We start from the raw sequence: 23,063 nt of genomic DNA, 5'->3' as shown, positions 1-23,063 counted from the left end.
GAAATATGGCGGCTACAGGCCGAGCTGGCTCAGCAGGTCGTCCACGTCGGTCTGGGACGCCCCGGCCTGGGGGCCTTTGAGCCCCGTGGCCCGCTCCTTGGATGTCTGGCGGATCTCCTCGACGCTGCGCTCCGGGTTCTCCTCCATGGCCTTCATGGACAGGCCCGTGGCCATGTAGAGTTCGAAGACCACCTTCTCGATCTGCTGCAGGGCGGCGACGATGCGCTTGATGCGCTGGCCCGTCAGGTCCTGGAAGCTGAGGGTGGTCATGATCTCCATCAGGTCCTCGCCCAGGGCCTGCTGGCCTGCGCGCAGCTCCGCGATTTCGGGAGAGGCTTCCCGGGCGGCCAGGGAATCCAGAAGCGCCGCGGATCGTTCCGTCTGGTCCAGATGCTTCTCGACCAGGGTCATGATGCTCTCGGTAGCCTTTTCCGTGGTCTGCAGGATGGCGCCGAGCTGGGTCGAGGCTTCGGAAAACATCTCGCCGGCCACGGGCGCCGGCGTCTCCACGGGCAGCGCCGTTCCGTTTATCGCGGCGGCGTTGATTTCCTTGTAGATGGACTTCAGACCGTCCTGCAGGTCCTTGCTGATGGCGCGGTAGAATTCGCCCTCGGTCAGAGCCATGGTCAGGGCGCGGTTGATCTCTTCCGAAAGCGCCGCGGAGATGACGTCGCGGATGGTGCTTTCGGCCCGGGCCGTGATCCTGTTCAGCAGTTCCTGGCTCAGCTGTTCCTTGTGCATCGGGCCTCCGGTCAGGATGAGGGGGAGAGGTGCCTCTCCCGCAGTTGTTCGCGCTGCCGGTCGACCACGAACTGCACGATCTTTTCGCGCTCGGCTTCGCGCATCTCCCTGAACTCCAGAGCCCAGACCTTGTGCCCCCGGTGTTCCTCCTCGCGGATGAGCACGCCGGTGGTGCCCGCCAGGCTCTGGGGCTGGCTGCCCAGGGCGACGACGACCTCCACGGCCTGGCCCAGCCGGAAGTCGCGGTCCGCGCTGAAGCGCAGCCCGGCGCCGCTGATGTCGTGGATGAGGACGGTTGCGGGGAAATCCTCCTGCAGGGACTGCTGGGTCAGGAGCGCGAGGATGGCGCTCAGCTTCTCGTTCATGCTGCGCAGGTACTGGACCAGCCCGTCGGGCATGGCGTCCTGGGCGGCCTCAGAAAGCTGAGGCCCGGACGCGGCCGGCGAGGCGTTGAAGAGGGGCTTGAGGCTGCCCTCGGGCAGGACCCGCAGATACCCTTTCAGGGCCGTGTCGATGCGTGCAAAGGTGCGCTCCGCGACGCTCATGTTCCCTCCGTCACCAGACGTTGGTGTCGACTTCCATGACCATGGCGTGCACGGGGCAGACGGTGACGCACATGTTGCAGGCCGTGCACTTCTCCTGGTCGAAATCGACCTTCCTGGTTTCGAGATTGAGGTGCAGCGCCTTGGACGGGCACAGCGCCGTGCACAGGCCGCAGTGCATGCACAATTCCTCGCTGCGCGAGATCTCGTGGGCCACGGGGGTGACCTTGATGCCCTGCTCCTGCAGGTAGGTCACGCCCTGACGGTAGTGCTCCGTGGTGCCCGAGAGCTCCAGGATCATGTGCCCCTCGCGGCGAGGGTTGATATTGGCCTGCAGGATGTTGAAGGTCAGGTCAAAGAGCTTGGCCAAGTTGTACATCATGGGCTGGCCCGACGATTCCGGGGGGAAGCGCAGGCTGACGATGCGGCTGTATTCGTGGGTGGTCATGTGCTGTCCTGCCGTTGGCGGCTACTTGCCTTCCTTCAGGTACGCCTGGGCCCGTTTGGCCTCGGCGGAATCGGGGTATTTCTTGATCAGGTCCTCGAGGACCAGCTTGCCGGCCTGGTCCTTCTTCAGCTTGTAGAAGGAGATGCCCTGCTTGAGCAGCGCCGGCCGGTACTTGTTGGACTTGCTGTGCTCCTCGATGACCTTCTGGTAGGTCAGGACGGCGTTGGCGTAGTCCTGCAGCTGGAAGAAGCATTCGCCCTGCCAGAAGATGGCGTTGGGCACGAGGGGATCCTTGGGGAAACCCTTGACGAACTCGGCCCAGGTCGTCTGGGCCTGCTTGTACTTCATGGCGTAAAAGGCTTCCAGGGCCCTCTGGTACAGCTCCTGTCCAGGCACGTCGGAGGGAGTCTCAGCTCCCGCTGCCTGGGCCGGCTGAGGCGCCTGGGGTTGGACGACGGCCGGCTTGCCGGGAGCCATCGGGGCGACGGGGGGCTGGGCCGCGGGAGCCTGACCGGCAGGCATCTGCGGCGCCATGCCCGGTGCGGCGGGGGCGGCTTCGGTCCTGGGCATCTCGTCGAAGACGACGCCGAGCTGCGAGGCCATGAACATGTTCCGGCGCTCCAGCTCCTGGACCTTGGCGTTCAGGGAGTCGATGGTCAGGCCACCCTGCATTTCCTGGGTGCGGCGGTAGTCCTCCATCTGGCCGCTCAGAGCCGCCAGCTGGCTGCGCATGGAGTTCAGCTCGGCCCAGCTGTTGGCCTGGACCGGCTGGGAGCGGGCCAGGTCGGACTCGATCTTGGTGATGCGTTCCTGCAGCTTGGCCTGCTCCTGTTGCTGGTAATAGACTTGGCTGCTCAGGCGGTCGAAGTCCTTCTTGGACGTGACGCAGGCCGGAAGGGTGCCGAGCATGACGGCCAGGGCTCCGGCCACGAGGATTTTGCTGGATGCGCGGAAAGAAGTCATGGAAACCTCTCTGAAGTGCTGTTTTGCTCTTCCCTGGCCTCCCGTTTCCCGGGAGCAAGGGGTTATTTTTTCAGGGCGCGTTTTCTGCCGAAAAGGATATAGCCCACACCGCCCAGGACCGGCAAGATGACTTGGGCCACAATCCAGGCGGCTCGTTCCTGCTGCGTCGGGAATTCGTGTTTGTACAGGTGCATGATGGACCACAGGTTGGGGATGATGGGCACCAGCAGCACCGGCAGGGCCCAGACGGGTATGTCAGCGAACATGGCGATTCCTTATGAAAATGAGGTAGATGCCGAGGAGAACGGCGCACAGCGCGATGAACTGGGTCACGCTGATGGGGCCGAAATCGCCGCGGTAGTCGGAGCGGAAGAGTTCGATCACGTAGCGGAAGGCCCCGAACAGGATCAGGAAGAGGCCCATGAGCTGTCCCGGCGCCTTGACGAAGGGCTTGGCCGCCAGGATTGCGGCGAAGCAGGCCAGCCCGGCCAGGCTGTGGTAGAGCTGCGTGGGGTGCAGGGGCACGTTCAGGGGCGCCAGCGAATCGGGGTGATGGAAGGTGATGGCCCAGGGCAGGTCGCAGGACGCGCCGTAGCAGCAGCCCGCAGCCAGGCAGCCGATGCGCCCGATGGCCTCGCCCAGTCCGATGCCCGGGGCCAGGAGGTCCATCCAGACCCAGGGGTCCTGCTTTCTGACCCTGAGGAAAGCCAGGGCCAGGATGGCGGCCATGATGGCCCCGCCGGAAAAGACCAGGCCGCCTTTCCAGAACATGAGGATTTCCTGGGGGTTGTGCCAGAAATACGTCGGGTTGATGAGGACGTACAGCAGGCGTGCGCCCAGAATGGCGCCCAGGATGATGTAGAAACCCAGGTCCGAGACCGTCTCGGGGTTGAGGCCGCGCTGTCTGGCTTCGCGCATGGACCAGCCGATGCCCAGCAGAAATCCGGCGGCCACGAACAGGCCGTAGGTGTGCAGGGCGAAGGGGCCGAACTGGATGCCGAACAGCACGAAGGGCGGGAACTCAAGGATTGTCGGAAACACAGCGTCGCCTCTGCTGGTAGAAGGACACGAGAAGGGCGCCGGCGCCGATGCAGATGCCCATGTCGGCTACGTTGAAGGCCGGCCAGTGCCACTGGCCCACGTAGAAGTCCAGGAAGTCGATGACCACCCCGAGCCGTACGCGGTCCACGAGGTTGCCCAGGGCCCCCCCGAGTATCAGGCCGAGGCCGAACACGTAAAACGGGCCGTCGTCGTCCTTGCTCCTGGCCAGCACCGCGATCAGCCCCACTGCCAGGATGGAGACGACGACGAAGAACGGGCGCTGCCAGTCGATGTCGTGCCGGTTCAGAAAGCCGAAGGCCGCGCCCCGGTTCAGGACGTGCACGATATCGAAGAACCCCGGAATGACCGTGAAGCCCTTCTCCCAGACCGGGATGGCCTGCTGGATCCAGAGCTTGGTCAGCTGGTCCAGGGCGATGACGACGCCGGCCAGCGCCGCGATGAGGCGGTAGCGCCGCCTCATGTCCGGCGGCGGGCAGGGGACGTGCTTGGGCTTAGGCATGGTAGTCCTGCAGCACCTTGGTGCAGCGCGGGCAGACCTGGGGATGGGCCGGGTCCGTGCCCAGGTTCTCGTCGTGGATCCAGCAGCGGGCGCACTTCTCTCCCTTGGCCCTGTCCACGACCACGGACACGCCGGCCACCTCGCCCTGGACGGCGTCGGCCGGGGCCGGGGCGTCGGTGACGGCGGCCTGGCTGACGATGAACACGTCGCGCAGGTCCGAGGCCACGGACTTAAGGCTCTCGAAGGCCTCGCCCGTGGCGTGCAGGGTCACGCTGGCGTCGAGGGAATGGCCCAGGGCCTTGGACTGGCGCAGGGGCTCGATGGCCTTGGTCACGTCGCCGCGCACGGCGAAGACGAGGTTCCAGACGGCCTCCTCCTCGTCGCTCAGGAGTTGCCCTTCGATTTCAGGAACGCGCATGGCGAAGACCGTACCGCCCGCCGGGCGCATGGCCTCGGGCAGGTGCTGGAAGATCTCCTCGGCCGTGAAACTGAGGATCGGCGCCATGTCGTTCACGATCATGAGCAGGATGTGGTACAGGGCCGTCTGGGCCGAGCGGCGCTCCAGGCTCGTGGCGCCGGTGACGTAGGCGCGGTCCTTGATGATGTCGAGGTAGTAGGAGCTTAAGTCCGTGGTGCAGAGGTTGTGCAGGTTGTGGTAGACCTTGTGGAACTCGAAGCCCTCGTAGGCGGCCTGCACGGCCTGGTGCCGCGAGCGGACCATGTTCAGGGCGTAGCGGTCCAGGGACAGCATGTCGGCCGTGGCCACGGCGTCCGCGGCCGGGTCGAAGTCGCTCAGGTTACCGATGATGAAGCGGCAGGTGTTGCGGATCTTGCGGTAGGCGTCGACCAGGCGGCCGATGATCTCGTCGGAGATGCGCAGGTCCTCCTGGTAGTTCTCGGAGGCCACCCACAGGCGCAGCACCTCGGCGCCGTGCTTGGCGATGACCTCCTGCGGGGCCACGACGTTGCCGATGGACTTGGACATCTTGCGGCCCTGGCCGTCGAGGACGAAGCCGTGGGTCAGCACGGCCCTGTAGGGCGGCACGCCGCGGGTGCCCATTGAGGCCAGAAGAGACGAGTGGAACCAGCCGCGGTGCTGGTCCGTGCCCTCCAGATACAGGTCGGCCGGGAAGGAGCACTCCTTGCGGCCCTCGACCACGGCGGCGAAGCTCGTGCCGGAGTCGAACCACACGTCGAGGATGTCGTCCTCCTTCTCCCAGTGCGTGCCGCCGCACTTGGGGCAGGTCAGGCCCTGGGGCACGACCTCGGACAGGGGCGCCTCGAACCAGTAGTCCGCGCCGCGGGGGTGGGACTCGAAACGGTCGACGATGCCGTGGGCCCAGTCGCCGTCGAAATACGCGTCGCCGCAGTCCTTGCAGAGCAGGGCGATGATGGGCACGCCCCACATGCGCTGGCGCGAGATGCACCAGTCGGGGCGGAACTTGATCATGCTGTGGATGCGCTCCTTGCCCCAGGACGGGACCCAGCGCACGTCGTTGTCGATGGCGTCGAGGGTCTTGGCGCGCAGGTCGTTCGCTTCCATGGCGATGAACCACTGGGTCGTGGCCCGGAAGATGACGGGCTTCTTGCAGCGCCAGCAGTGCGGGTAGGAGTGCCGGATCTTCTCGCTGGCCAGCAGGTTGCCGACCTCGGTCAGCTTGGCCATGACCAGGGGGTTGGCCTCGAAGACGTTCTTGCCGCCGAAGAACTCCACGGACGGCAGGAAGCGGGCCTGGTCGTCCAGGGGGGAAAGGATCTCCAGGCCGCAGCGCAGGCCCGTCTCGTAGTCCTCGCGGCCGTGGCCCGGGGCGGTGTGCACGCAGCCCGTGCCCGCGTCGAGGGTCACGTAGTCGGCCGTGACCACGGGGGAGGGGCGGTCGTAAAAGGGGTGGCGGGCGACGAGGCCTTCGAGGGCCGCGCCCGTGACCGTGGCCAGGGACTTCCACTCGGACCAGCCGAACTTCCCGGCGCAGACTTCGGCCAGTTCCTTGGCCAGGACGTAGAAATTCCCGCCGGTCTCGATGAGGTCGTACTCGAAGTCCGGATGCACGGCCACGGCCAGGTTGTCCGGGATGGTCCAGGGCGTGGTGGTCCAGATGACGATGTAGCTTTTGCCCGCGGCGGCCTGGGGGAAGACTTCAGTCAACCGGCCGGCCTCAATGGGGAAGCGCACGTAGATGGACGGGGAGGTGTGGTCGTCGTACTCGACCTCGGCCTCGGCCAGGGCCGTCTCGCAGGAGCCGCACCAGTAGATGGGCTTCTTGTTGCGCTGCACCGAGCCCTTCTTGTAGAAATTGGCCAGTTCGCGGGCCGTGGCCGTCTCGTACTGGGGCGTCATGGTCAGGTAGGGCTTGTCCCAGGTGCCCAGCACCCCGAGGCGCTTGAACTCCTCGCGCTGGATGTCGAGGTACTTGAGGGCGTATTCGCGGCACTTCTGGCGGATTTCGAGGATGGAGAACTTGTCCTTGCCGCCCAGCTCCTGCTCGACCTTGAGCTCGATGGGCAGGCCGTGGCAGTCCCAGCCCGGCACGTACTGCGCCTTGCGGCCCGTCATGTTGCGGTGCTTGACGATGACGTCCTTTAAAATCTTGTTCATGGCGTGGCCGATATGGATGTGGCCGTTGGCGTAGGGAGGCCCGTCGTGCAGGACGTAGGGTTCCTTGCCGTCGTTGGCGGAAACCATGGCCCCGTAGGCGTCGCTTGCGTACCAGCCCTCGAGCACCTTGGGCTCGTTTTGGGTCAGGTTGGCCTTCATGGGGAAAGTGGTGGAGGGGAGATTGAGGGTTTTCTTGTAATCGCTCATGGGGCGGCGCTCCTGAAAGGTTATGCTCTGCGCCGTCCGCCCGCGGGACGGACGGCGCTGGTTCGTCAAGTAATGAAGTGGAGAACAGTGGAATATCCCGCACCCGAAGTCAAGTTTGTTGCCCGTCGGCCGACTGTTGAAAAACCTGGAACGAGGACGCCCGCATGTGTGCGGCGTACCAAACCGCGCTGAGACCCAGGTCGCCCCAAAACTCGTTCTGGCAAGGCGCGAGCCGATTTTGAAGGGCTCATGGAGTCGGCTACACTTCACCCTTCAAAATCGGGGAGCAACGCAGTCCAGAGCGGCTTTTCGGGTGACCGCTTACAGACCCTTTTCCCAAGCGTAGGCCGAGAGGGCGATGGCGTCGATGTCGTCGTGCTGCGGGGCCCAGGCCATGGTCGCCCGGATGCGCGACGGGTCGGAGATGAGGGCCGGCGGGTCGCCGGCGCGGCGTCCGCTTTCCACGACGGGGAAGTCGACGCCGCTGACCCGTTTCACGGACTCGGCGATCTCGCGCACGGAGTAGCCGTGGCCGTAGCCGCAGTTGAAGACGCCCGAGGGGTTGCCCGCCTCCAGGTGGCGCAGGGCCAGGACGTGGGCCTCGGCCAGGTCGGCCACGTGGATGTAGTCGCGGATGCACGTGCCGTCGGGCGTGTCGTAGTCCGTGCCGAAGATGTGCAGGGCTTCGCGCCGCCCCAAGGCGGCCTGGGAGGCGACCTTGATCAGGTGCGTGGCGTTGGGCGTGCACTGGCCGATGCGCCCCGCTGGGTCGGCCCCGGCCACGTTGAAGTAGCGCAGGATGACGTAGGTGAAGCCCGGGTGCGCGGCGGCCGTGTCCTCAATGACCCACTCGCTCATGAGCTTGGTGCGGCCGTAGGGGTTGATGGGCCTGGTCGGGCTGTCCTCGGTCACGGCCGGGGTGTCGGGCATGCCGTAGACCGCGGCGGTGGAGGAGAAGACGAAGCGGGGGATGGCGTTCTTGACGGCCAGGCGGATGAGCTCCGTCGTGTTGTTCGTGTTGTTCATGTAGTATTTGAGCGGGTTCTCCACGGACTCGGGCACGACGATGGAGCCGGCGAAGTGCAGCACGGCTGAAAAGCCTTCCTCGGCCATGAGGGCGTCCAGGCGGTCCGCGTCGGCCAGGTCGCCGACCACGAGGCGCGCCGGGGGCAGCACGGCTTCGGCCCTGCCCGTGGACAGGTTGTCGTAGACCACGACCTCGCAGCCGGCCTCCAGCAGGGCCAGGGTGGTGTGGGACCCGATGTACCCGGCTCCGCCGGTGACCAGTATCTTCGCCATGGATTTTTCCTCGCGTTCAGGTTGACTTTGCCGCTTCGCTCTTTACAGAAAGCCTTCGTGTCTGCAAAGCGGTTTGGCCGTGTATGACAGTAACTGCGCACAATAAGCGAATCACCATGAAGGAGCACCCATGCCCACCGGTTTCACCCTCGTTTCCTCCACGCATGTCCCGGAGATAGCCTCCCAGGCCGACCTCTACGTCCACGACAGAACCGGTGCGCGCATCCTCTCGGTCAGAAACGACGACGAGAACAAGGTCTTCGGCATTACCTTCCGCACGCCCCCGGCCGACTCCACGGGCGTGGCCCACATCCTGGAGCACTCGGTCCTGTGCGGGTCGCGCAAGTACCCGGTCAAGGAGCCCTTCGTGGACCTCCTCAAAGGCTCCCTGCAGACCTTCCTGAACGCCATGACCTACCCGGACAAGACGTGCTATCCCGTTGCCAGCCAGAACCTGAAGGATTTCTACAACCTGACGGACGTGTACCTCGACGCCGTCTTCTTCCCGCGCATCACCCCCGAGATCTTCGAGCAGGAGGGCTGGCACCTGGACCTGCCGGCCGCTGACGCGGAACTGGCCGTCAAGGGCGTGGTCTACAACGAGATGAAGGGCGTCTACTCCTCCCCCGACTCGCAGCTGGCCGAGCAGTCCCAGCAGTCCCTCTTCCCGGACACGACCTACGGCCTGGACTCGGGCGGCCATCCCCGCGCCATCACGGACCTGACGTACGAGCAGTTCGCGCGGTTCCACAGCACCTACTACCACCCGTCCAACGCCTGGATCTTCTTCTACGGCGACGACGACCCCGAGGCGCGTCTCGAACTGCTGCGCGAGTACCTGGACCGCTTCGAGGCCCTGGACGTGGATTCGTCCGTCGGCCTGCAGCCCGCCTTTGACGGTCCGCGCGAGGTGCGCCAGGGCTTCGAGGCCATGGGCGAGGAGGACGAGGCCCTGGGCATGCTGACCATGAACTGGCTCCTGCCCGGCAAGGAGGACCCGGAAACGGTCCTGGCCTGCAAGATCCTCGACGGCCTGCTGACGGGCATGAACGCCTCGCCCCTGCGCAAGGCACTCATCGAGTCGGGCCTGGGCGAGGACCTTACGGGCGCGGGAGTCGAGCACGAGATGGCCCAGATGTACTACTCCGTGGGCCTGAAGGGCGTGCTGCCCGAGAATTTCGAGGCCGTGAAGGCCCTCATCCTCAAAACCCTCGAGGACATCGTGGCCGACGGGTTCGAGGCCGACCTCATCGAGGCGGGCCTCAACTCCGCCGAGTTCGACCTGCGCGAGAACAACACCGGCTCCTACCCGCGCGGCCTCATCGTCATGCTGCGGGCCCTGGGCTCCTGGCTCTATGACCTGGACCCCCTGGAGCTGGTGGCCTTCGAGAAGCCCCTGGCCGCCCTCAAGGACCGTCTGGCCCGGGGCGAGAAGGTCTTCGAGGAATTCATCCGCCGCCATATCCTTGAAAACCCCCATCACACGGTGGTCGTCCTGGAACCCGAGGATGGTTACGCAGCCCGCGTCGACGACGAGGAACAGGCGCTCATCCGCGCCCTGCGCGAAGCCCACGCCGACCTGAGCGACGAGGAGCTCGTGCGCCGCACGGAACAGCTGCGGCGCATGCAGGAGACCCCGGATTCCCCCGAGGCCCTGGCGACCCTGCCGTGCCTGTCGCGCGTGGACATCGACCCCGAGGTGCGCGTCGTGCCCACCGAGGCCAGCGACTGGGACGGGGCCACGGCCCTGCTGCACGACCTGCCGACCAACGACATCTGCTACCTGGACTTGGCCCTGGACCTTGGCGCCGTGCCCGAGCGGCTCATCCCCCTGGTGCCCCTCTTCGGGCGCGCCCTGACGGAGATGGGCACGGACCTCGAAGACTACGTGTCCTTCTCCAAGCGGATCAACAGCAAGACCGGCGGGATCTACGCCCGCACCCTCCTGACCCAGCGCGAGGGCGGGCCCGACCCCGTGGCCCGGCTCGTGGTGCGCGCCAAGGCCGTGGGCGCGAGGGTGGGGGACATGCTCGACATCGTGGGCGACGCCCTGACCCGGCCCCGCTTTGACGACCGCGAACGCTTCCGGCAGATGGTCCTGGAGGAGAAGGCGGGATTGGAGCACGCCCTGGTGCCCTCGGGGCATCATTTCGTGGGCCTGCGGCTGCGGTCGCGCTTCAACTTGGCCGACAGCCTGCAGGAGCGCATGGGCGGCATCGAGAGCCTCCTCTTCCTGCGGGAACTGGCCGGCAGGATCGACGGTGACTGGAACGGCGTCTTGGACGACCTGGAGACCCTGCGCCGCGCCGTGGTGCGGCGCGGCGGCGCCGTGGTCAACCTGACCATGGACGAGTCCATGCTCGCCGGACACGGCGAGCGCTTCCGGGAATTCGCGGCCGGCCTGCCCGGCGGCGTGGCCGAGCGGGCGGTCTGGTCCGGCCCGGCCGCGGCGGAACACGAGGCCCTGATCATCCCGGCCCAGGTCAACTACGTCGGCAAGGTCTGCGACCTGCACGCGGCCGGGTACGGGTTCCACGGCTCGAGCCTCGTGGCCTCGAAATACCTGCGCACGACCTGGCTCTGGGAGCAGGTGCGCGTCCTGGGCGGGGCCTACGGCGGTTTTTGCAGCTACGGCCGCCTGACGGGTCTCATGAGCTTCGGCTCCTACCGCGACCCCAACATCGCATCCACTCTGGAGGCCTTCGACGGCTGCGGCAAGTTCCTGGAGACCGTCAGTCTGGACCGGGGCGAACTGCTCAAGGCCATCATCGGCACCTCCGGCGACCTGGACCCCTACCAGCTGCCCGACGCCAAGGGCTTCACGGCCATGACCCAGCACATGGCCGGCGTGACCACGCCGACGCGCCAGCGCATCCGCGACGAGGTGCTGGCCACGGAAGAAGGCCATCTGCGCTCCTTCGGCACGCTCCTGCGCGAGGCTGCGGCCTCGGGGCTGGTCTGCGTCATGTCCGGCGAGGAGGCCCTGGCCAGGGCCGGCCTGCAGGGGCTCGAACTGCCGAGGAAGCTGAAGCTGCTCTAGGAAGATCGACCGGGCCCGGAGGAGTCGGGAATGCGCCGCTGCGGCGGCATCCGTCAGGTTTTAAAAAGGTTTTGATAAATGTCGGTTCGCGTGGCATGAGGGTCACACTGAATCCGCCGGCCCAAGGCGGACGAGACCTCAAACGCGGTGAACCGATGAACGACATCTCCCACTCCTCCCCGGGCGCGCACTCCGACGAACTGCTGTTTGCCGCGGAAGCCGACGCCGCCGGCTTCAGGGCGCTGCCCGGATGGAAGCTCCTCATCGTCGACGACGAGGAGGAAGTGCACGTCATCACCAGGATGGTGCTGGAGGGCATGACCTTCTCGGGCCGGGGGCTGTCCTTCCTGAGCGCCTATTCCGGCCGGGAGGCCGCGGAGATCCTGCGCGCCGAGCCCGACGTCGCCGTCATTCTCCTGGACGTGGTCATGGAGACGGGGCAGGCCGGCCTCGACCTGGTGGAGTTCATCCGGGGCGAACTCGGCAACCGTCTGGCGCGCATCATCCTGCGTACGGGGCAGCCGGGCCAGGCCCCGGAACGCGACGTCATCACCCGTTACGACATCAACGACTACAAGCACAAAACCGAACTCACGGCCCAGAAGCTCTTTTCCACCGTGACCACGGCCATCCGCTCCTACAACGACCTGCGCGCCATCGAAAAGACCCGCCAGGGCCTGGAGCTCATCATCTCCTCCACGCGCGGGCTTTTCCAGCGCGGCGACATGGAGCTTTTCGCCCGCGGCGTGCTGGACCAGATGAGCTCGCTGCTGCGCGTCAACGAGGACTGCCTGTTCCTGCATTCGCCCTCCGGCTTCGCGGCCACGGTCCAGGACGGGGACATCGCCGTGCTGGCCGGCACGGGGGAGTTCAGCCACTGCGGGATCGGCCTGGCCTGCAGCCTGTCCCTTGACGTGCTGGACGCCCTGCGGACGGCCGTGCGGGAGAAGTCGAGCCAGTTCACCCGCGACCATTTCGTGCAGTATTTCCGTTCCAGACGAGGCGGGGAAAACCTGCTCTATTTCCGCCTGAACCATCCGTTGAGTCCCTTCGAGCATCGACTGGTCGAGGTCTTTTCCCGCAACGTGGCCGTGGCCATGGACAACATGCAGCTCGGCCTGGAATTGGCCAACAGCCAGAAGGAGATCATCTTCACACTGGGCGAGTGCGTGGAGTCCCGGTCCAAGGAAACGGCGAGCCACGTGCGCAGGGTTTCGGAATGTTGCCGCCTCATGGCCGAACGCCTCGGCTTCGCCGCCCAGGACGCGGAACTCCTGCGGCTGGCCTCGCCCATGCACGACGTGGGCAAGATCGGCATCCCCGATTCCATCCTGCTCAAGCCCGGGCCCCTTTCGACCGAGGAGTTCGAGGTCATGAAAACGCACACCCGCATCGGCTTCCAGATGCTCAAGGGGTCGCCGCGGCCCATCATGCAGGCCGCGGCCGTCATCGCCCACGAGCACCACGAGCGGTGGAACGGGCAGGGGTACCCGCGGGGGCTGCGCGGGGAGGGGATCCATCCTTACGGCCGCATCGCCTGCCTGGTGGACGTCTTCGACTCCCTGCTTTCCCGCCGCGTGTACAAGGAGGCCTGGCCCTTGCCGCGCGTACGAGACTACATCGCCGACGAGCGGGGCGGCATGTTCGACCCCGGCATGGTCGACATCCTGCTGGGCGATCTGGATGCCTTCATCGCCCTGCGTAACGAATTTCCCGACTGAACCGACGGGGTCCTGTTCATGAGAAACGACGACATGATGGATGAAGTCCGCTTCGCGGAAGAGACGCCGCCGGCATCGTCGGAAGGCAATGGCGCGTGGAAGGTCATGATCGTGGACGACGACGATTTCGTCCACAAGGTCACCGAACTGACCCTGGGCGACTACCGCTACCAGAACACGCCCGTGCAGTACCTGCACGCCTATTCCGCCCTCGAGGCCAAGATGCTCCTGGACGAGCATCCGGACACGGCGGTCATTCTCCTCGACGTGGTCATGGAGACCGAGAACGCGGGCCTGGAGTTCGCGCGGTATGTCCGTCGGGAGGCGGCCAACACCTTCGTGCGCATCATCCTGCGCACGGGGCAGCCGGGCCAGGCGCCCGAACGCAAGGTCATCACCGAGTACGACATCAACGACTACAAGCACAAGGCTGAGCTGAGCGAACAGCGCCTGTTCACGGCCATCACGGCGGCCATCCGCTCCTTCAACGACCTGCGGACCATCGACCAGAGCCGGATCGGGCTGCAGAGCGTCATCGCCGCGTCGGCGGAACTGTTCGCGGTCAAGGCGGTGCAGGACTTCTTCGTGCTCGCGCTGGAGCACATCCTGCGCACGGGCCGCTGCGCCGGCCTGTCGTGCTCCGAGTTCGGCCTGGTCGGGACGGTCCGGGAAGGCCGGGTCGAGGTCTTCGAGTCCCGGGGGCTGTTCGACCCAGGCGACGGCTTTTCGGGGCCGGCGCGGCGCATGCTCGAACTGTGTTGCACCACATCGGCGCAGCGCCGTCTGCATGTCCTGGAAAAGGAGTTCGCGGCAGGCTTCTACAACAGCCACACGGACCAGGACTATGTCCTCTACGCCTCCTTCGGCCGCCCCTTGAACGAGATGGAGCAGGGCCTGCTGCACATCCTTGGCGGCAACATAGCCGTGGCCCTGAACAACCTGTTCCTGACCGAAGAGATCGTGGCCACCCAGCGCGAGGTCGTGCTGACCCTGGGCGAGGTCGTGGAGACGCGTTCCAAGGAGACGGCCCAGCACGTCAAGCGCGTGGCCGAATATTCCTACCTCCTGGCCGTCAAGGCCGGGCTGTCCGAAGACAAGGCCCAGCTCCTGCGAATGGCCTCGCCCATGCACGACGTGGGCAAGATCGGCATCCCCGACTCCATCCTCTTCAAGCCGGGCAAGCTGACCGAGGAGGAGTTCAACATCATCAAGACCCACACCGTCATCGGCCATTCCATCCTCAAGAACTCGCCGCGCCGCATCATGCGCACGGCCGCGACCATCGCCCTGCAGCACCACGAGCGCTGGGACGGCACGGGCTACCCGCACGGGCTGGTGGAGGACGAGACGCACATTTTCGGCCGCATCACGGCCCTGGCCGACGTCTTCGACGCCTTGGCCTGCGACCGCGTCTACAAGAAGGCCTGGCCCCTGGACGAGGTCCTGGCCTACTTGCGGGATCAGCAGGGGCGGCAGTTCGACCCGCGCCTTGTGGACATCTTTCTGGCGAACATCGACGGGTTGCTGGCCATCCGCGCCACCTACCCGGATTAGGCGACCGACGGGACACGGAGGGTTCATGACCGGAAACGACCTGCGCGACGACCTGGTGTTCGCGGACGAGGAAGTCGTCGCCGCTCCCGCGCGGGGGCGGGACGCCTGGAAGCTCCTCATCGTCGACGACGAGGAGGAGGTGCACAGCATCACGCGCATGGTCCTGGGCGGCTACGAATTCGAGGGCGCGCCCCTTGTCTTCCTGAGCGCGTACAGCGCCGAGGAGGGCCGCCGGGTCATGGACGACAATCCCGACGTGGCGGTCATGCTGCTTGATGTCGTCATGGAGACGCCGCACGCCGGCCTCGATCTGGCGAGCCACGTGCGCGAGGCGCTGGGCAACCGGCTGGTGCGCATCATCCTGCGCACGGGCCAGCCCGGCCAGGCTCCGGAACGGCAGGTCATCATCGACTATGACATCAACGACTACAAGAACAAGTCCGAGCTCACGGCCCAGAAGCTCTTCACAGCCGTGACCACGGGCATCCGCTCCTTCCGGGACCTGCAGGCCATCGACCGCAGCCGTCAGGGCCTGGAGGACATCATCACCGCCTCGGCGGACCTCTTTCGTTCGAGCAGCCTGGAGCGCTTCGCCCGCGGGGTCCTGACCCAGATGACGTCGCTCCTGCGCCTGGAGGAAAGCTCCATGTACCTGGGCGCGGGTTCGGGATTCGCGGCCCGGGACAGGGAGGACGACTTCGTCATCATCGCAGGCACCGGCGATTTTTCGAACATGAAGTCCCGGCTGGCCAGCGAGGCCCTGGATGGGCAGGAGCTGGAGCTGGTCCGCAGGGCGGTCGGCGCCGACGACTGCCTGTTCGACCACGAGTGCTATGCCGGCTGCTTCGGCATGGACAGCGGGTCGCGCCATGTCCTCTTCCTGCGGATCAAGCGCTGCCTCTCGGAGCTGGAGCAGCGCCTCGTGCACATCTTCGCGGCCAACGCCGCCGTGGCCTTCGAGAATCTTCTGCTCAACCGTGAGATGACCGAAACCCACCGCGAGGTCATCTTCACCCTGGGCGAGGTGGTCGAGAACCGGGCGCTGATCGAGGGCCTGCACGTGCACCGCGTGGCCGAAATGGCCCACCTGCTGGCTTGCAAAGCCGGCCTCGACGAGGACGACTGCGAACTGCTGCGCCTGGCCATGCCCATGCATGACGTGGGCAAGGTCGCCATCCCCGACCGCGTGCTGCTCAAGACCGGCCCCCTGGACGAGGTCGAGCGCCGTATCGTCGAGGAGCACCCGCGTCTGGGATTCGACATCCTGAACCGTTCCGGGAACCGCATCATGCAGGCCGCCGCGCGCATCGCCCTGGAGCATCAGGAGTCCTGGGACGGCAGCGGGTACCCGGCGGGCCTGAAGGGCGAGGACATCCACATTTTCAGCCGCATCGCGCGGGTGGTGGACGTGATGGACTCGCTCTTGAGCGAGCGCGTCTACAAAAAGCCCTGGAGCGTGGAGGACACGCTGGCCCGCCTCCGGGAACAGCGCGGCCGCCAGTTCGACCCGGCCCTGGTGGACCTGCTCCTGGGGCACCGGCAGGAGTTCCTGGCCCTGCGGGAGAACATTCTTCAGCAGAGCCGGGATGTTGAAATGGGGGAGAGCGAAAAAAAATCTTGACCGTGCAGTCTCGTTCACCTACTAAGCCCCTCTGCCTGGAGGGGTTCCCGAGTGGCCAAAGGGAACAGACTGTAAATCTGTCGTCGAACGACTTCGGAGGTTCGAATCCTCCCCCCTCCACCAGCCGACCACAACCCGCTTTCGAGCGGGTTTTTTCGTTTGTGCGCGTCGAGTTCAGCAAATTTTCCACGTCATGATGGGAACATCACGCGTCACTGCGAGCGTAGCGCGGCAGTCCATGCCTTTCCATCATTTCACTCCAGATGGATTGCTCGCGCATAGCCCGACCCGTTCGTCGAAGCCTCCTCGCAATGACGGCGCTCGTGATGCGTCATGACGCGTGAAACGCGGCAGTGGCCGCCGATTCCGTGCATCGCGTACGGCAAGGGGATTCTGCCCGATTGCGCGCCCGAGGCTGGACGAAATCCCGCGGATATGTGATTTTCGCGCGAAAGGAGGCCTCCCATGTTCGTACGCACCCTCTTCGTTGCTGCGCTTCTTTTGTGCTTTTCCGGGCTCTCGACGGCGGGATATGCCGAACCCGTGCACGGCGCGCGCGGGATCGTTTATGGCGAGTACCAGCTGCATGTCGCCAGCGATCCGGCACCGGCCGGTGCCAACGCGCCCGTCCGCCTGGATCTGACGCTGGCTGACCCGAACGGGGCCACCGTCACGGATCTGGACCCGGCCGGCGCTCCGGAACTGGCCATCGTCCGCCAGGGGCTCGACGTGTTCACGCTCATGCGGCCGTCCATGGGGGCAGGGGGCGTGTTCACCATGAACCTGACCTTTCCCGTGCCGGGGACCTACTTCGTCTACCTGGGCCTCACGCCCCTGGGCGGCCGGCCCGTCACCGCCATGGCCGAACTGCAGGTCGCTGGCGATGCAGTGGCCCCGCTGCCTCTTGAGGTACACGTGCCGGGCAGGGTGGTGAGCGAAACCCTGGGCGCGGACATCGCCGTGCACAAGACGCCGACCGCCCATCGCATAGACCTCGGCCTGATCCAGCCCGACGGTGCCCCGCTGACGGATGTGGACATTGCCTCGGGCGATCTGGTCATCCTGAGCGCGGACGGAAAGGAATTTTTCCACGCCCGTCCGGTCCCGGCCGAAAACGCCACCACCGCCGCCTTCGAAGCCGCCTTCCCGCGCCCCGGCATCTACAAGGCCTGGGCCCAGTTCCAGGGGGCTGGCAAAGCCCTGGAACTGCCTTTCGCGCTGGAAATCACTGATTGACGAGAGAATAACCACAGACCAAGGCGCCCGATCTCCACTTTTCCCTTGACGCTCGCCCACGCCTTGGATAGCTACGACTTCGCTGTTTTCGCCAGGATAGCTCAGTTGGTAGAGCAACTGATTCGTAATCAGTAGGTCGAGAGTTCAATTCTCTTTCCTGGCTCCAGTAAGAATAAGGGGTTAGCTTAAAAAGCTAGCCCCTTTTGTCTTTCATTTTTGACTATCGGGCAATTCTGTCCCCCATCTGTCCCCCAAGGGCTGTTCCAACGGGGTGTTTGATGCCGATAGTGTAAGCGTGCGCGGCGATTGGCGTAGGGAAGCCCGACTCGGAAACCTACCCACGAACGAGAGTGCCAAATTTTTTGTGTGTAAACGGCAGCGTTAGAGGTTGGTCATTTTGTCTTTGAACCGGGCGCAGAATCTTGTCAGCGCAGATTTCCAATCTCTGGACAAATAGGTCGCAAATTTCATTCACCCTTTCCAACCTTGCGCCAAACATATCGCAGTCGTGCAGACAAAGCTGCGCATTGACTGCATGTTCGTCGTCGAAGACCTGGCCTACTTCAAGATGGTCGACGCCAAAACCGGCAAGCTCATCTTCATCAGCGCCAATCCGACCTACTCCCCGTTAAAAGCGGCGCCTAAGGTAGCCTCAAAAACGACATCCGCATCATCGACAAAGCCGTCTGTGTCGGAAGGGAGTTGGTCTGAGCTGTCACTTGGACAATGTTCGATGTCATACATTTTAATTGGTTGCGTAGTATGCGAAGGCTGTGATAGGGGCCGTGTAACAAGTTTCGCGGTCCTAAATTCGCGAGTATTGCAATGACAGAAGAAAGATGGGCTCAATGGCCCAAAGACACAAGGCCTGACTACTGCATCACGCTGACATTCAAACCAGGCGTGGAGCGCCCTCAACGGTTATTTAAGGCTGCTGCAGACTTCATCGAGTCCCTGCAGCAACTTGATGTCACCCTTGTATCAGCAATCGACTCAAAAATTCAGCCTGTCTTTCTTCTTGAGAGAATCGAAGAAGGCTCTGTAAGAATATGGGTTAAGCAGTTCCTAGAAGCTGTTCCAGACGATTCGATTAGAAATTTAGACTGGAAGCCAGCAGTCGGTCAATATCTTGTTGATGTGAAACACGTTATATTGCGCTACCTCGACGACAACAAGTCACTTGGAACCCACAACGAATTCCACAAACTGACTTCGAGGGTCTACGACGCAGCGGCACAAAGCGGGGCGCTGAAATATCCGGCCTACAAACAAATCCCAGCCTCTGACATGGCTAAGTGTATGGCTCAGATTTGTGAATCGGTGTCCACGCTTCAAGAAGGCGAGCGTGTGATCATTTCTAACGATAACGGAGACTCCGGCCTGGACTCCTCGGCTATCATCACGCAGGAACAGATCGAGGACTTGCTCGCCCGCAACACCATTAGGAATTCTTCAGAGCTGATTCTCATGGTCAGAAAGCCTGATTTTTTAGGGACTTCCATGTGGGAGTTCAGACACGACAAGAAGACGTTCAGCGCCAAGATCGCCGATGAACAATGGTTGAAAGAATTCCAAGGTGGCAAACTGGATATCAGGCCAGGGCATGCTCTCCGCGTCCTGCTGGACGAAGACACGATTTATGGAGAGGACGGTGATGTCATTAGGGCCGACAGGACCATCACCAAAGTTACCGGCGTCATCAAAATGAATCACCCTAGACTTGAGATGTGAGAAATGGGCCTGAGGGCCAATTTATCATGTTAGTGCTCCTGGCTCCAACAACGCAATTAGTTAGAAATCTATCGCGCCAATTAGCGCGCAACTTGCTGCTATCATGGGTGTTTTCACGCTAAACAGCCCGTAACTTCACCAGCGAGAGAATTTTATCTGACAGCGCCCACTAACCCGCGCCACAGCAGCGCTCATTAGAACATGTCCCGTCACTGCTAAATACTTCGCTTCCCGACAGCGAGAGCGGATAATCCCGAGAAGAGGGTGTGGGCGGTTTTGGTTCAATTGCGGGTTAATTTAATTAGTCCTTGACAGCTAAAATGCACCCAGACTAAAAGTAAAAAAACGCAGCCTAGAGCTGCCCTGATTATCCGTAGACACGCGCAGCCCAGAGCTGCCCTGATTTTCCGTGACGCATGCAGCCTCGTGCTGCTCCTATCTTCCGTGACGCATGCAGCCTCGTGCTGCTCCTATCTTCCGTGACGCATGCAGCCCCGTGCTGCTCCTATCTTCCGTGACGCATGCAGCCTCGTGCTGCTCCTATCTTCCGTGACGCATGCAGCCTCGTGCTGCTCCTATCTTCCGTGACGCATGCAGCCCCGTGCTGCTCCTATCTTCCGTGACGCATGCAGCCTCGTGCTGCTCCGCCCAAATTGCACAATCCATGATTTGGTTGGTATGTCTTAACGTGTTGTTTAGTCGAGCACTAAAGCTTTTGGTTCAACAGTGTCAGTAAGCAGAGGTTGCAATGAATATAATCGATAAACTGAGCGAAAGCCTTCCTGTTGCTTTTCCTAGAAAGGACGTTGGAAGACTTACTGGTGGTATAATCAGTTCAAAGTACATGGCCAATTGTGACTCAATTGGTCAAGGGCCCAAGGAACGTTTCATCCTTGCTGGCAAAGTTTGTTACGATAGAAAGTCATTTTTAGAATGGCTTTCTTCGAAAATTATACAATCTGCCATTATGTCGAGTCGAGTTGAGAGTCATGATTTGTATTCTTCAAGGAGTGACGTATGAGTTTAGAGGAATATTCTGATGGCATGAGCAATCATAATGATGATGCTCAGAGAATAGTTCAAGAGATTGTGAAGGCTCTTAGTGTTTCACCGGAAACACTCGCGAAGATAAAAGAATTCAAGATCTCTATCGTTCCTGTTGTAGTGCCTCGTTTTGAAATCACAATTATTCCTGAAAAGTAAATCTCATGGGCTGGGATTTTCCCGGCCCATGAAGAGGAGTCATTATGAGTAATAATATATTTGACGATATTGAGCGGGCGATCGAGACAAAGCAGCCCGTGACGCGTTCATTCAATATAGGTGGAAAGCGATGCCAAGGGTCGACGGACGAGGTTATTGATATTGAGTTGATAAGCAGTTCGGTGTCTGAGCCGAAGCCAGGAAGTCGTTGGGATAGTAGCTCGCCAGCAACAACCCATCGTTTTGGTGAAGTAACGCCCGCTGCTCCAGCAAGCAATTTTTGCTTTCCAAGCCCAAGCTTTATGCCTTCGAGTGTCGATAAGCCACGCATGGCGCCTGACGTATGCAAGCAGGTAAATAAAATTGATGCTGCGCAATTGCCGTCAGATCTTATCTCGGACTTAAATAGGAGAATCTTCTTTGCTCAGATTGAATTTGTATTTTCTATGCTCAGCGATGCATTTCGCATTTTATTTTTTGAAAAAATAGGAGCGGGAACTGCTCAAGCATGGGATTATGTAAGGCGGATGAAATCAGCTAGCGTTACGGAATCTGTGGGGATCATTGATCTGGCGATTAAGATCTTAGGACGAAGTAGGTGTAAGGCTGCGCTGATTGTAGGATATCTCCTCGGATTGAGACCAGAATACTGTTTTCGAACATTTCCTGTAAAGTCAGAACTTGATTCGATCATTCCACTACATAATTCACAAATAAAGGAGCTAATTCCTAAGCAACTTGTGATCGAGGGGCGGTTATACTTGCTCAAATCCATTGACTATCTGAACGATTATCGCGGGATGAAGGAACAGGCCGTTTGCTTATACATGGACAAAGCACGCCCTAAGAATAAATTTTTCTTGATAGCTAACCGCGTTGAAAAGGAAGGCAGTTATGTTCTTGAAATTGGTACAACTCCAGTTCCAGCTAGGCTGTATTCTCGTGCAGAGATGGCTATTCATGAAAGTGCAACCATAATTATCTGCATGGACATGACGGTTGCAATGGAGTTCAGGCGTATTGCGCGTGAATCGTCCCTGCTAGAAAGGGTAAGGATCATTATTTCTGGATACTTTGGAGATTCAAGTGCTTTCGAAGCCTTGGATCTCACTGATTTGCCTGATCACCGCGTTGTGATCGTTTATGAATTTACTCAGGACGGGTTGGTAAGTGCTTCTAAGCTTGCGGAACGTTGCGAAAAGGCCGGGGCAACGAGTGTTAAAATTTACCAGTGGCCCATATTTGCAGGTGGAGGTTTGGCTGGTGAAGATCAGGACTGTGCTGAGTCGCTTGGCCAAGATCAGTGGAAGGATACGCTTTTGGTGCAGGCGGATTATTTAGATGATATAGAACGGCCATCCAAGTTTGCACGTGCCATATGCAATAGAGCTCTTTCGATTTCGGATTATAAGAAATTTATCATAGATATCGGTGTTGTCACAGCGCCGCTAGATAGTTCTAAGGAGTCTATAGGCCGCAATGAGGCCGAAGAAGTCAGTTTTATTTCTCTTGGTGAAATATCAGAAGATAATCCTAAGGACGATGGGCCTCTGACTCTGGAACAGCTCATAAATCCAGAAAATTCATCGGTTTTATATGGGCCTACAGGAACAGCAAAAAGCTTCGGAACGGATGAGGTTGCAATAGGAGTCGCTACTGGAACGGAAGCATTTGGGATACCAGCGCTGCGCGCTCGTGCTGTGTGTATTATGGATGGAGAAATCTCGCCACAAAAGAGAAAGAAGCATATCATGCAGTTACTTCAAACAAGACCTAATCTGGTCGCTCTCGCTAATAAGAATATACACGTTAGGCGTCCTATGTCTGGATTTAAACGGTTTGACGCAGCGTATGCTGATATTCTTATTCCAAAATTGAAGTTGCTAAACGCTGAGTTGTTTATCATTGATAATCTGCAGGCTTTAGATCCAAAAGCTGGTAAATATAGTTCTGATAATTTGAATGAGTTTATCCAAAAATTGGAGTTTAATGGAATTGCAGTCTTCATTGTTCATCATTCTGATAAAGAAGGGATAACTTACAAAGGGCCTACAGATCTCACGGATTTGGCGCAAAATGTATTTAGGGTGGATGGGCGCAAGCAATTGCGATTGTTGAAGGATAAGAGCGAACAGGTGGAAGAAGCGTGTAAAGAAGGCGGTCCAGTTATTCGGTTAACTGTCGAGAAAACTAAAATCTGTGGGCTTGATGATTGCAGTGTGATTTATCACCTCCCAATGTATGGAGTTTGGAAGTGGATTGAAGGGGAGCTAAGTTCAGCATTTAAAACATTGCCTGAAAGCAATAGTGGTGACTCGACTACTGGCGAAAAGGATAGTCCTCTTGTTGAGGCTGGTAAGTTGATTGATCTGTCCCCAGATGAGGAAAAGGTGTATGCGTTTCTCAAGGAAAAAAACTATAAACGACTTCAATTGGAGGCTGTGACCGGATTCAAAAAAGATAAATTAGGTCTTTTACTTAAGAAACTTGACAGGCTTAATTTGGTCAAACCAGAAGGCGCTGGCAAGGCGACTTATTATCGTTGTGTATAGAGTCTGTGTCGCATTATAGATCACCATTCTGCAAAAAAACAGGGTGCC

General features: G+C 61.2%; 17 protein-coding genes and 2 tRNA genes. 10 read left to right on the top strand and 9 right to left on the bottom strand.

Translation table 11 applies throughout. The features are described 5' to 3' along the window. Positions 1 to 12: 12 nt before the first annotated feature. The 9 genes from ACYQ3G_RS01345 to galE form a co-directional block, all read right to left on the bottom strand. A complete protein-coding gene (locus ACYQ3G_RS01345) occupies positions 13 to 741 on the bottom strand; it encodes a protein phosphatase CheZ (protein WP_459821652.1) in 729 nt (242 codons plus the stop codon). 11 nt (positions 742 to 752) lie between these two features. Next, entirely contained in the window at positions 753 to 1,286 is a 534-nt protein-coding gene (locus ACYQ3G_RS01340) for a PilZ domain-containing protein (RefSeq protein ID WP_459821650.1), read from the bottom strand. Between the two features lie 10 nt (positions 1,287 to 1,296). Further along, positions 1,297 to 1,731 (bottom strand): NIL domain-containing protein, encoded by a 435-nt coding sequence (locus tag ACYQ3G_RS01335; protein WP_028577608.1) that lies wholly within the window; start codon positions 1,729 to 1,731, stop codon positions 1,297 to 1,299. Positions 1,732 to 1,752: 21 nt separating this feature from the next. Then, positions 1,753 to 2,694, bottom strand: a complete 942-nt coding sequence (gene ybgF, locus ACYQ3G_RS01330; protein WP_459821647.1) for a tol-pal system protein YbgF — start codon at positions 2,692 to 2,694, stop codon at positions 1,753 to 1,755. A gap of 62 nt (positions 2,695 to 2,756) precedes the next feature. Continuing rightward, positions 2,757 to 2,960: a PLDc N-terminal domain-containing protein gene (locus ACYQ3G_RS01325; RefSeq protein WP_459821645.1), complete on the bottom strand. Its 204-nt coding sequence runs from the start codon at positions 2,958 to 2,960 to the stop codon at positions 2,757 to 2,759. Beyond that, the gene (gene lgt / locus ACYQ3G_RS01320) at positions 2,950 to 3,735 is read right to left on the bottom strand and encodes a prolipoprotein diacylglyceryl transferase (protein WP_459821643.1); all 786 of its coding nucleotides are present in this window, start codon (positions 3,733 to 3,735) and stop codon (positions 2,950 to 2,952) included. Before lgt ends, ACYQ3G_RS01325 begins: the two co-directional genes overlap by 11 nt. Further along, positions 3,716 to 4,255, bottom strand: a complete 540-nt coding sequence (lspA, locus tag ACYQ3G_RS01315) for a signal peptidase II (RefSeq protein ID WP_459821641.1) — start codon at positions 4,253 to 4,255, stop codon at positions 3,716 to 3,718. The genes lgt and lspA overlap by 20 nt, the downstream gene beginning before the upstream one ends. Then, on the bottom strand, positions 4,248 to 7,058 hold the full coding sequence (gene ileS / locus ACYQ3G_RS01310) for an isoleucine--tRNA ligase (RefSeq protein WP_459821639.1): 2,811 nt from the start codon (positions 7,056 to 7,058) through the stop codon (positions 4,248 to 4,250). Before ileS ends, lspA begins: the two co-directional genes overlap by 8 nt. A 321-nt stretch (positions 7,059 to 7,379) precedes the next feature. Next, a complete protein-coding gene (gene galE, locus ACYQ3G_RS01305; RefSeq protein ID WP_459821637.1) occupies positions 7,380 to 8,357 on the bottom strand; it encodes a UDP-glucose 4-epimerase GalE in 978 nt (325 codons plus the stop codon). A 130-nt stretch (positions 8,358 to 8,487) separates the two neighbouring features. On the opposite strand from galE, the gene ACYQ3G_RS01300 reads away from it, so the two are divergent. The 10 genes from ACYQ3G_RS01300 (at position 8,488) to ACYQ3G_RS01255 (ending at position 23,015) form a co-directional block, all read left to right on the top strand. Further along, entirely contained in the window at positions 8,488 to 11,397 is a 2,910-nt protein-coding gene (locus ACYQ3G_RS01300) for an insulinase family protein (protein ID WP_459821635.1), read from the top strand. A 155-nt stretch (positions 11,398 to 11,552) separates the two neighbouring features. Next, positions 11,553 to 13,118 carry a DUF3369 domain-containing protein gene (locus ACYQ3G_RS01295; RefSeq protein WP_459821633.1) on the top strand — a complete coding sequence of 522 codons (1,566 nt, stop codon included), beginning with the start codon at positions 11,553 to 11,555 and terminating at the stop codon, positions 13,116 to 13,118. Positions 13,119 to 13,136: 18 nt separating this feature from the next. Beyond that, on the top strand, positions 13,137 to 14,672 hold the full coding sequence (locus tag ACYQ3G_RS01290; RefSeq protein ID WP_459821629.1) for an HD domain-containing phosphohydrolase: 1,536 nt from the start codon (positions 13,137 to 13,139) through the stop codon (positions 14,670 to 14,672). Positions 14,673 to 14,697: 25 nt separating this feature from the next. Continuing rightward, a complete protein-coding gene (locus tag ACYQ3G_RS01285; protein WP_459821625.1) occupies positions 14,698 to 16,293 on the top strand; it encodes a DUF3369 domain-containing protein in 1,596 nt (531 codons plus the stop codon). Positions 16,294 to 16,330: 37 nt separating this feature from the next. Continuing rightward, positions 16,331 to 16,416 (top strand) — tRNA-Tyr (locus ACYQ3G_RS01280). A gap of 342 nt (positions 16,417 to 16,758) precedes the next feature. Next, positions 16,759 to 17,529, top strand: a complete 771-nt coding sequence (locus ACYQ3G_RS01275) for a hypothetical protein (RefSeq protein WP_459821622.1) — start codon at positions 16,759 to 16,761, stop codon at positions 17,527 to 17,529. Between the two features lie 90 nt (positions 17,530 to 17,619). Further along, positions 17,620 to 17,695, top strand: a tRNA-Thr gene (locus ACYQ3G_RS01270). A gap of 659 nt (positions 17,696 to 18,354) precedes the next feature. Beyond that, entirely contained in the window at positions 18,355 to 19,260 is a 906-nt protein-coding gene (locus ACYQ3G_RS01265; RefSeq protein ID WP_459821620.1) for an LAPAL motif-containing putative phage structural protein, read from the top strand. A 1,017-nt stretch (positions 19,261 to 20,277) separates the two neighbouring features. Beyond that, a complete protein-coding gene (locus ACYQ3G_RS01260) occupies positions 20,278 to 20,463 on the top strand; it encodes a hypothetical protein (protein WP_459821618.1) in 186 nt (61 codons plus the stop codon). A gap of 44 nt (positions 20,464 to 20,507) precedes the next feature. Then, entirely contained in the window at positions 20,508 to 23,015 is a 2,508-nt protein-coding gene (locus tag ACYQ3G_RS01255) for an AAA family ATPase (protein WP_459821616.1), read from the top strand. Positions 23,016 to 23,063: the final 48 nt, after the last annotated feature.

It is taken from the genome of Desulfomicrobium salsuginis, assembly GCF_054657795.1.
This window is presented reverse-complemented; position numbering and strand designations above follow the sequence as displayed.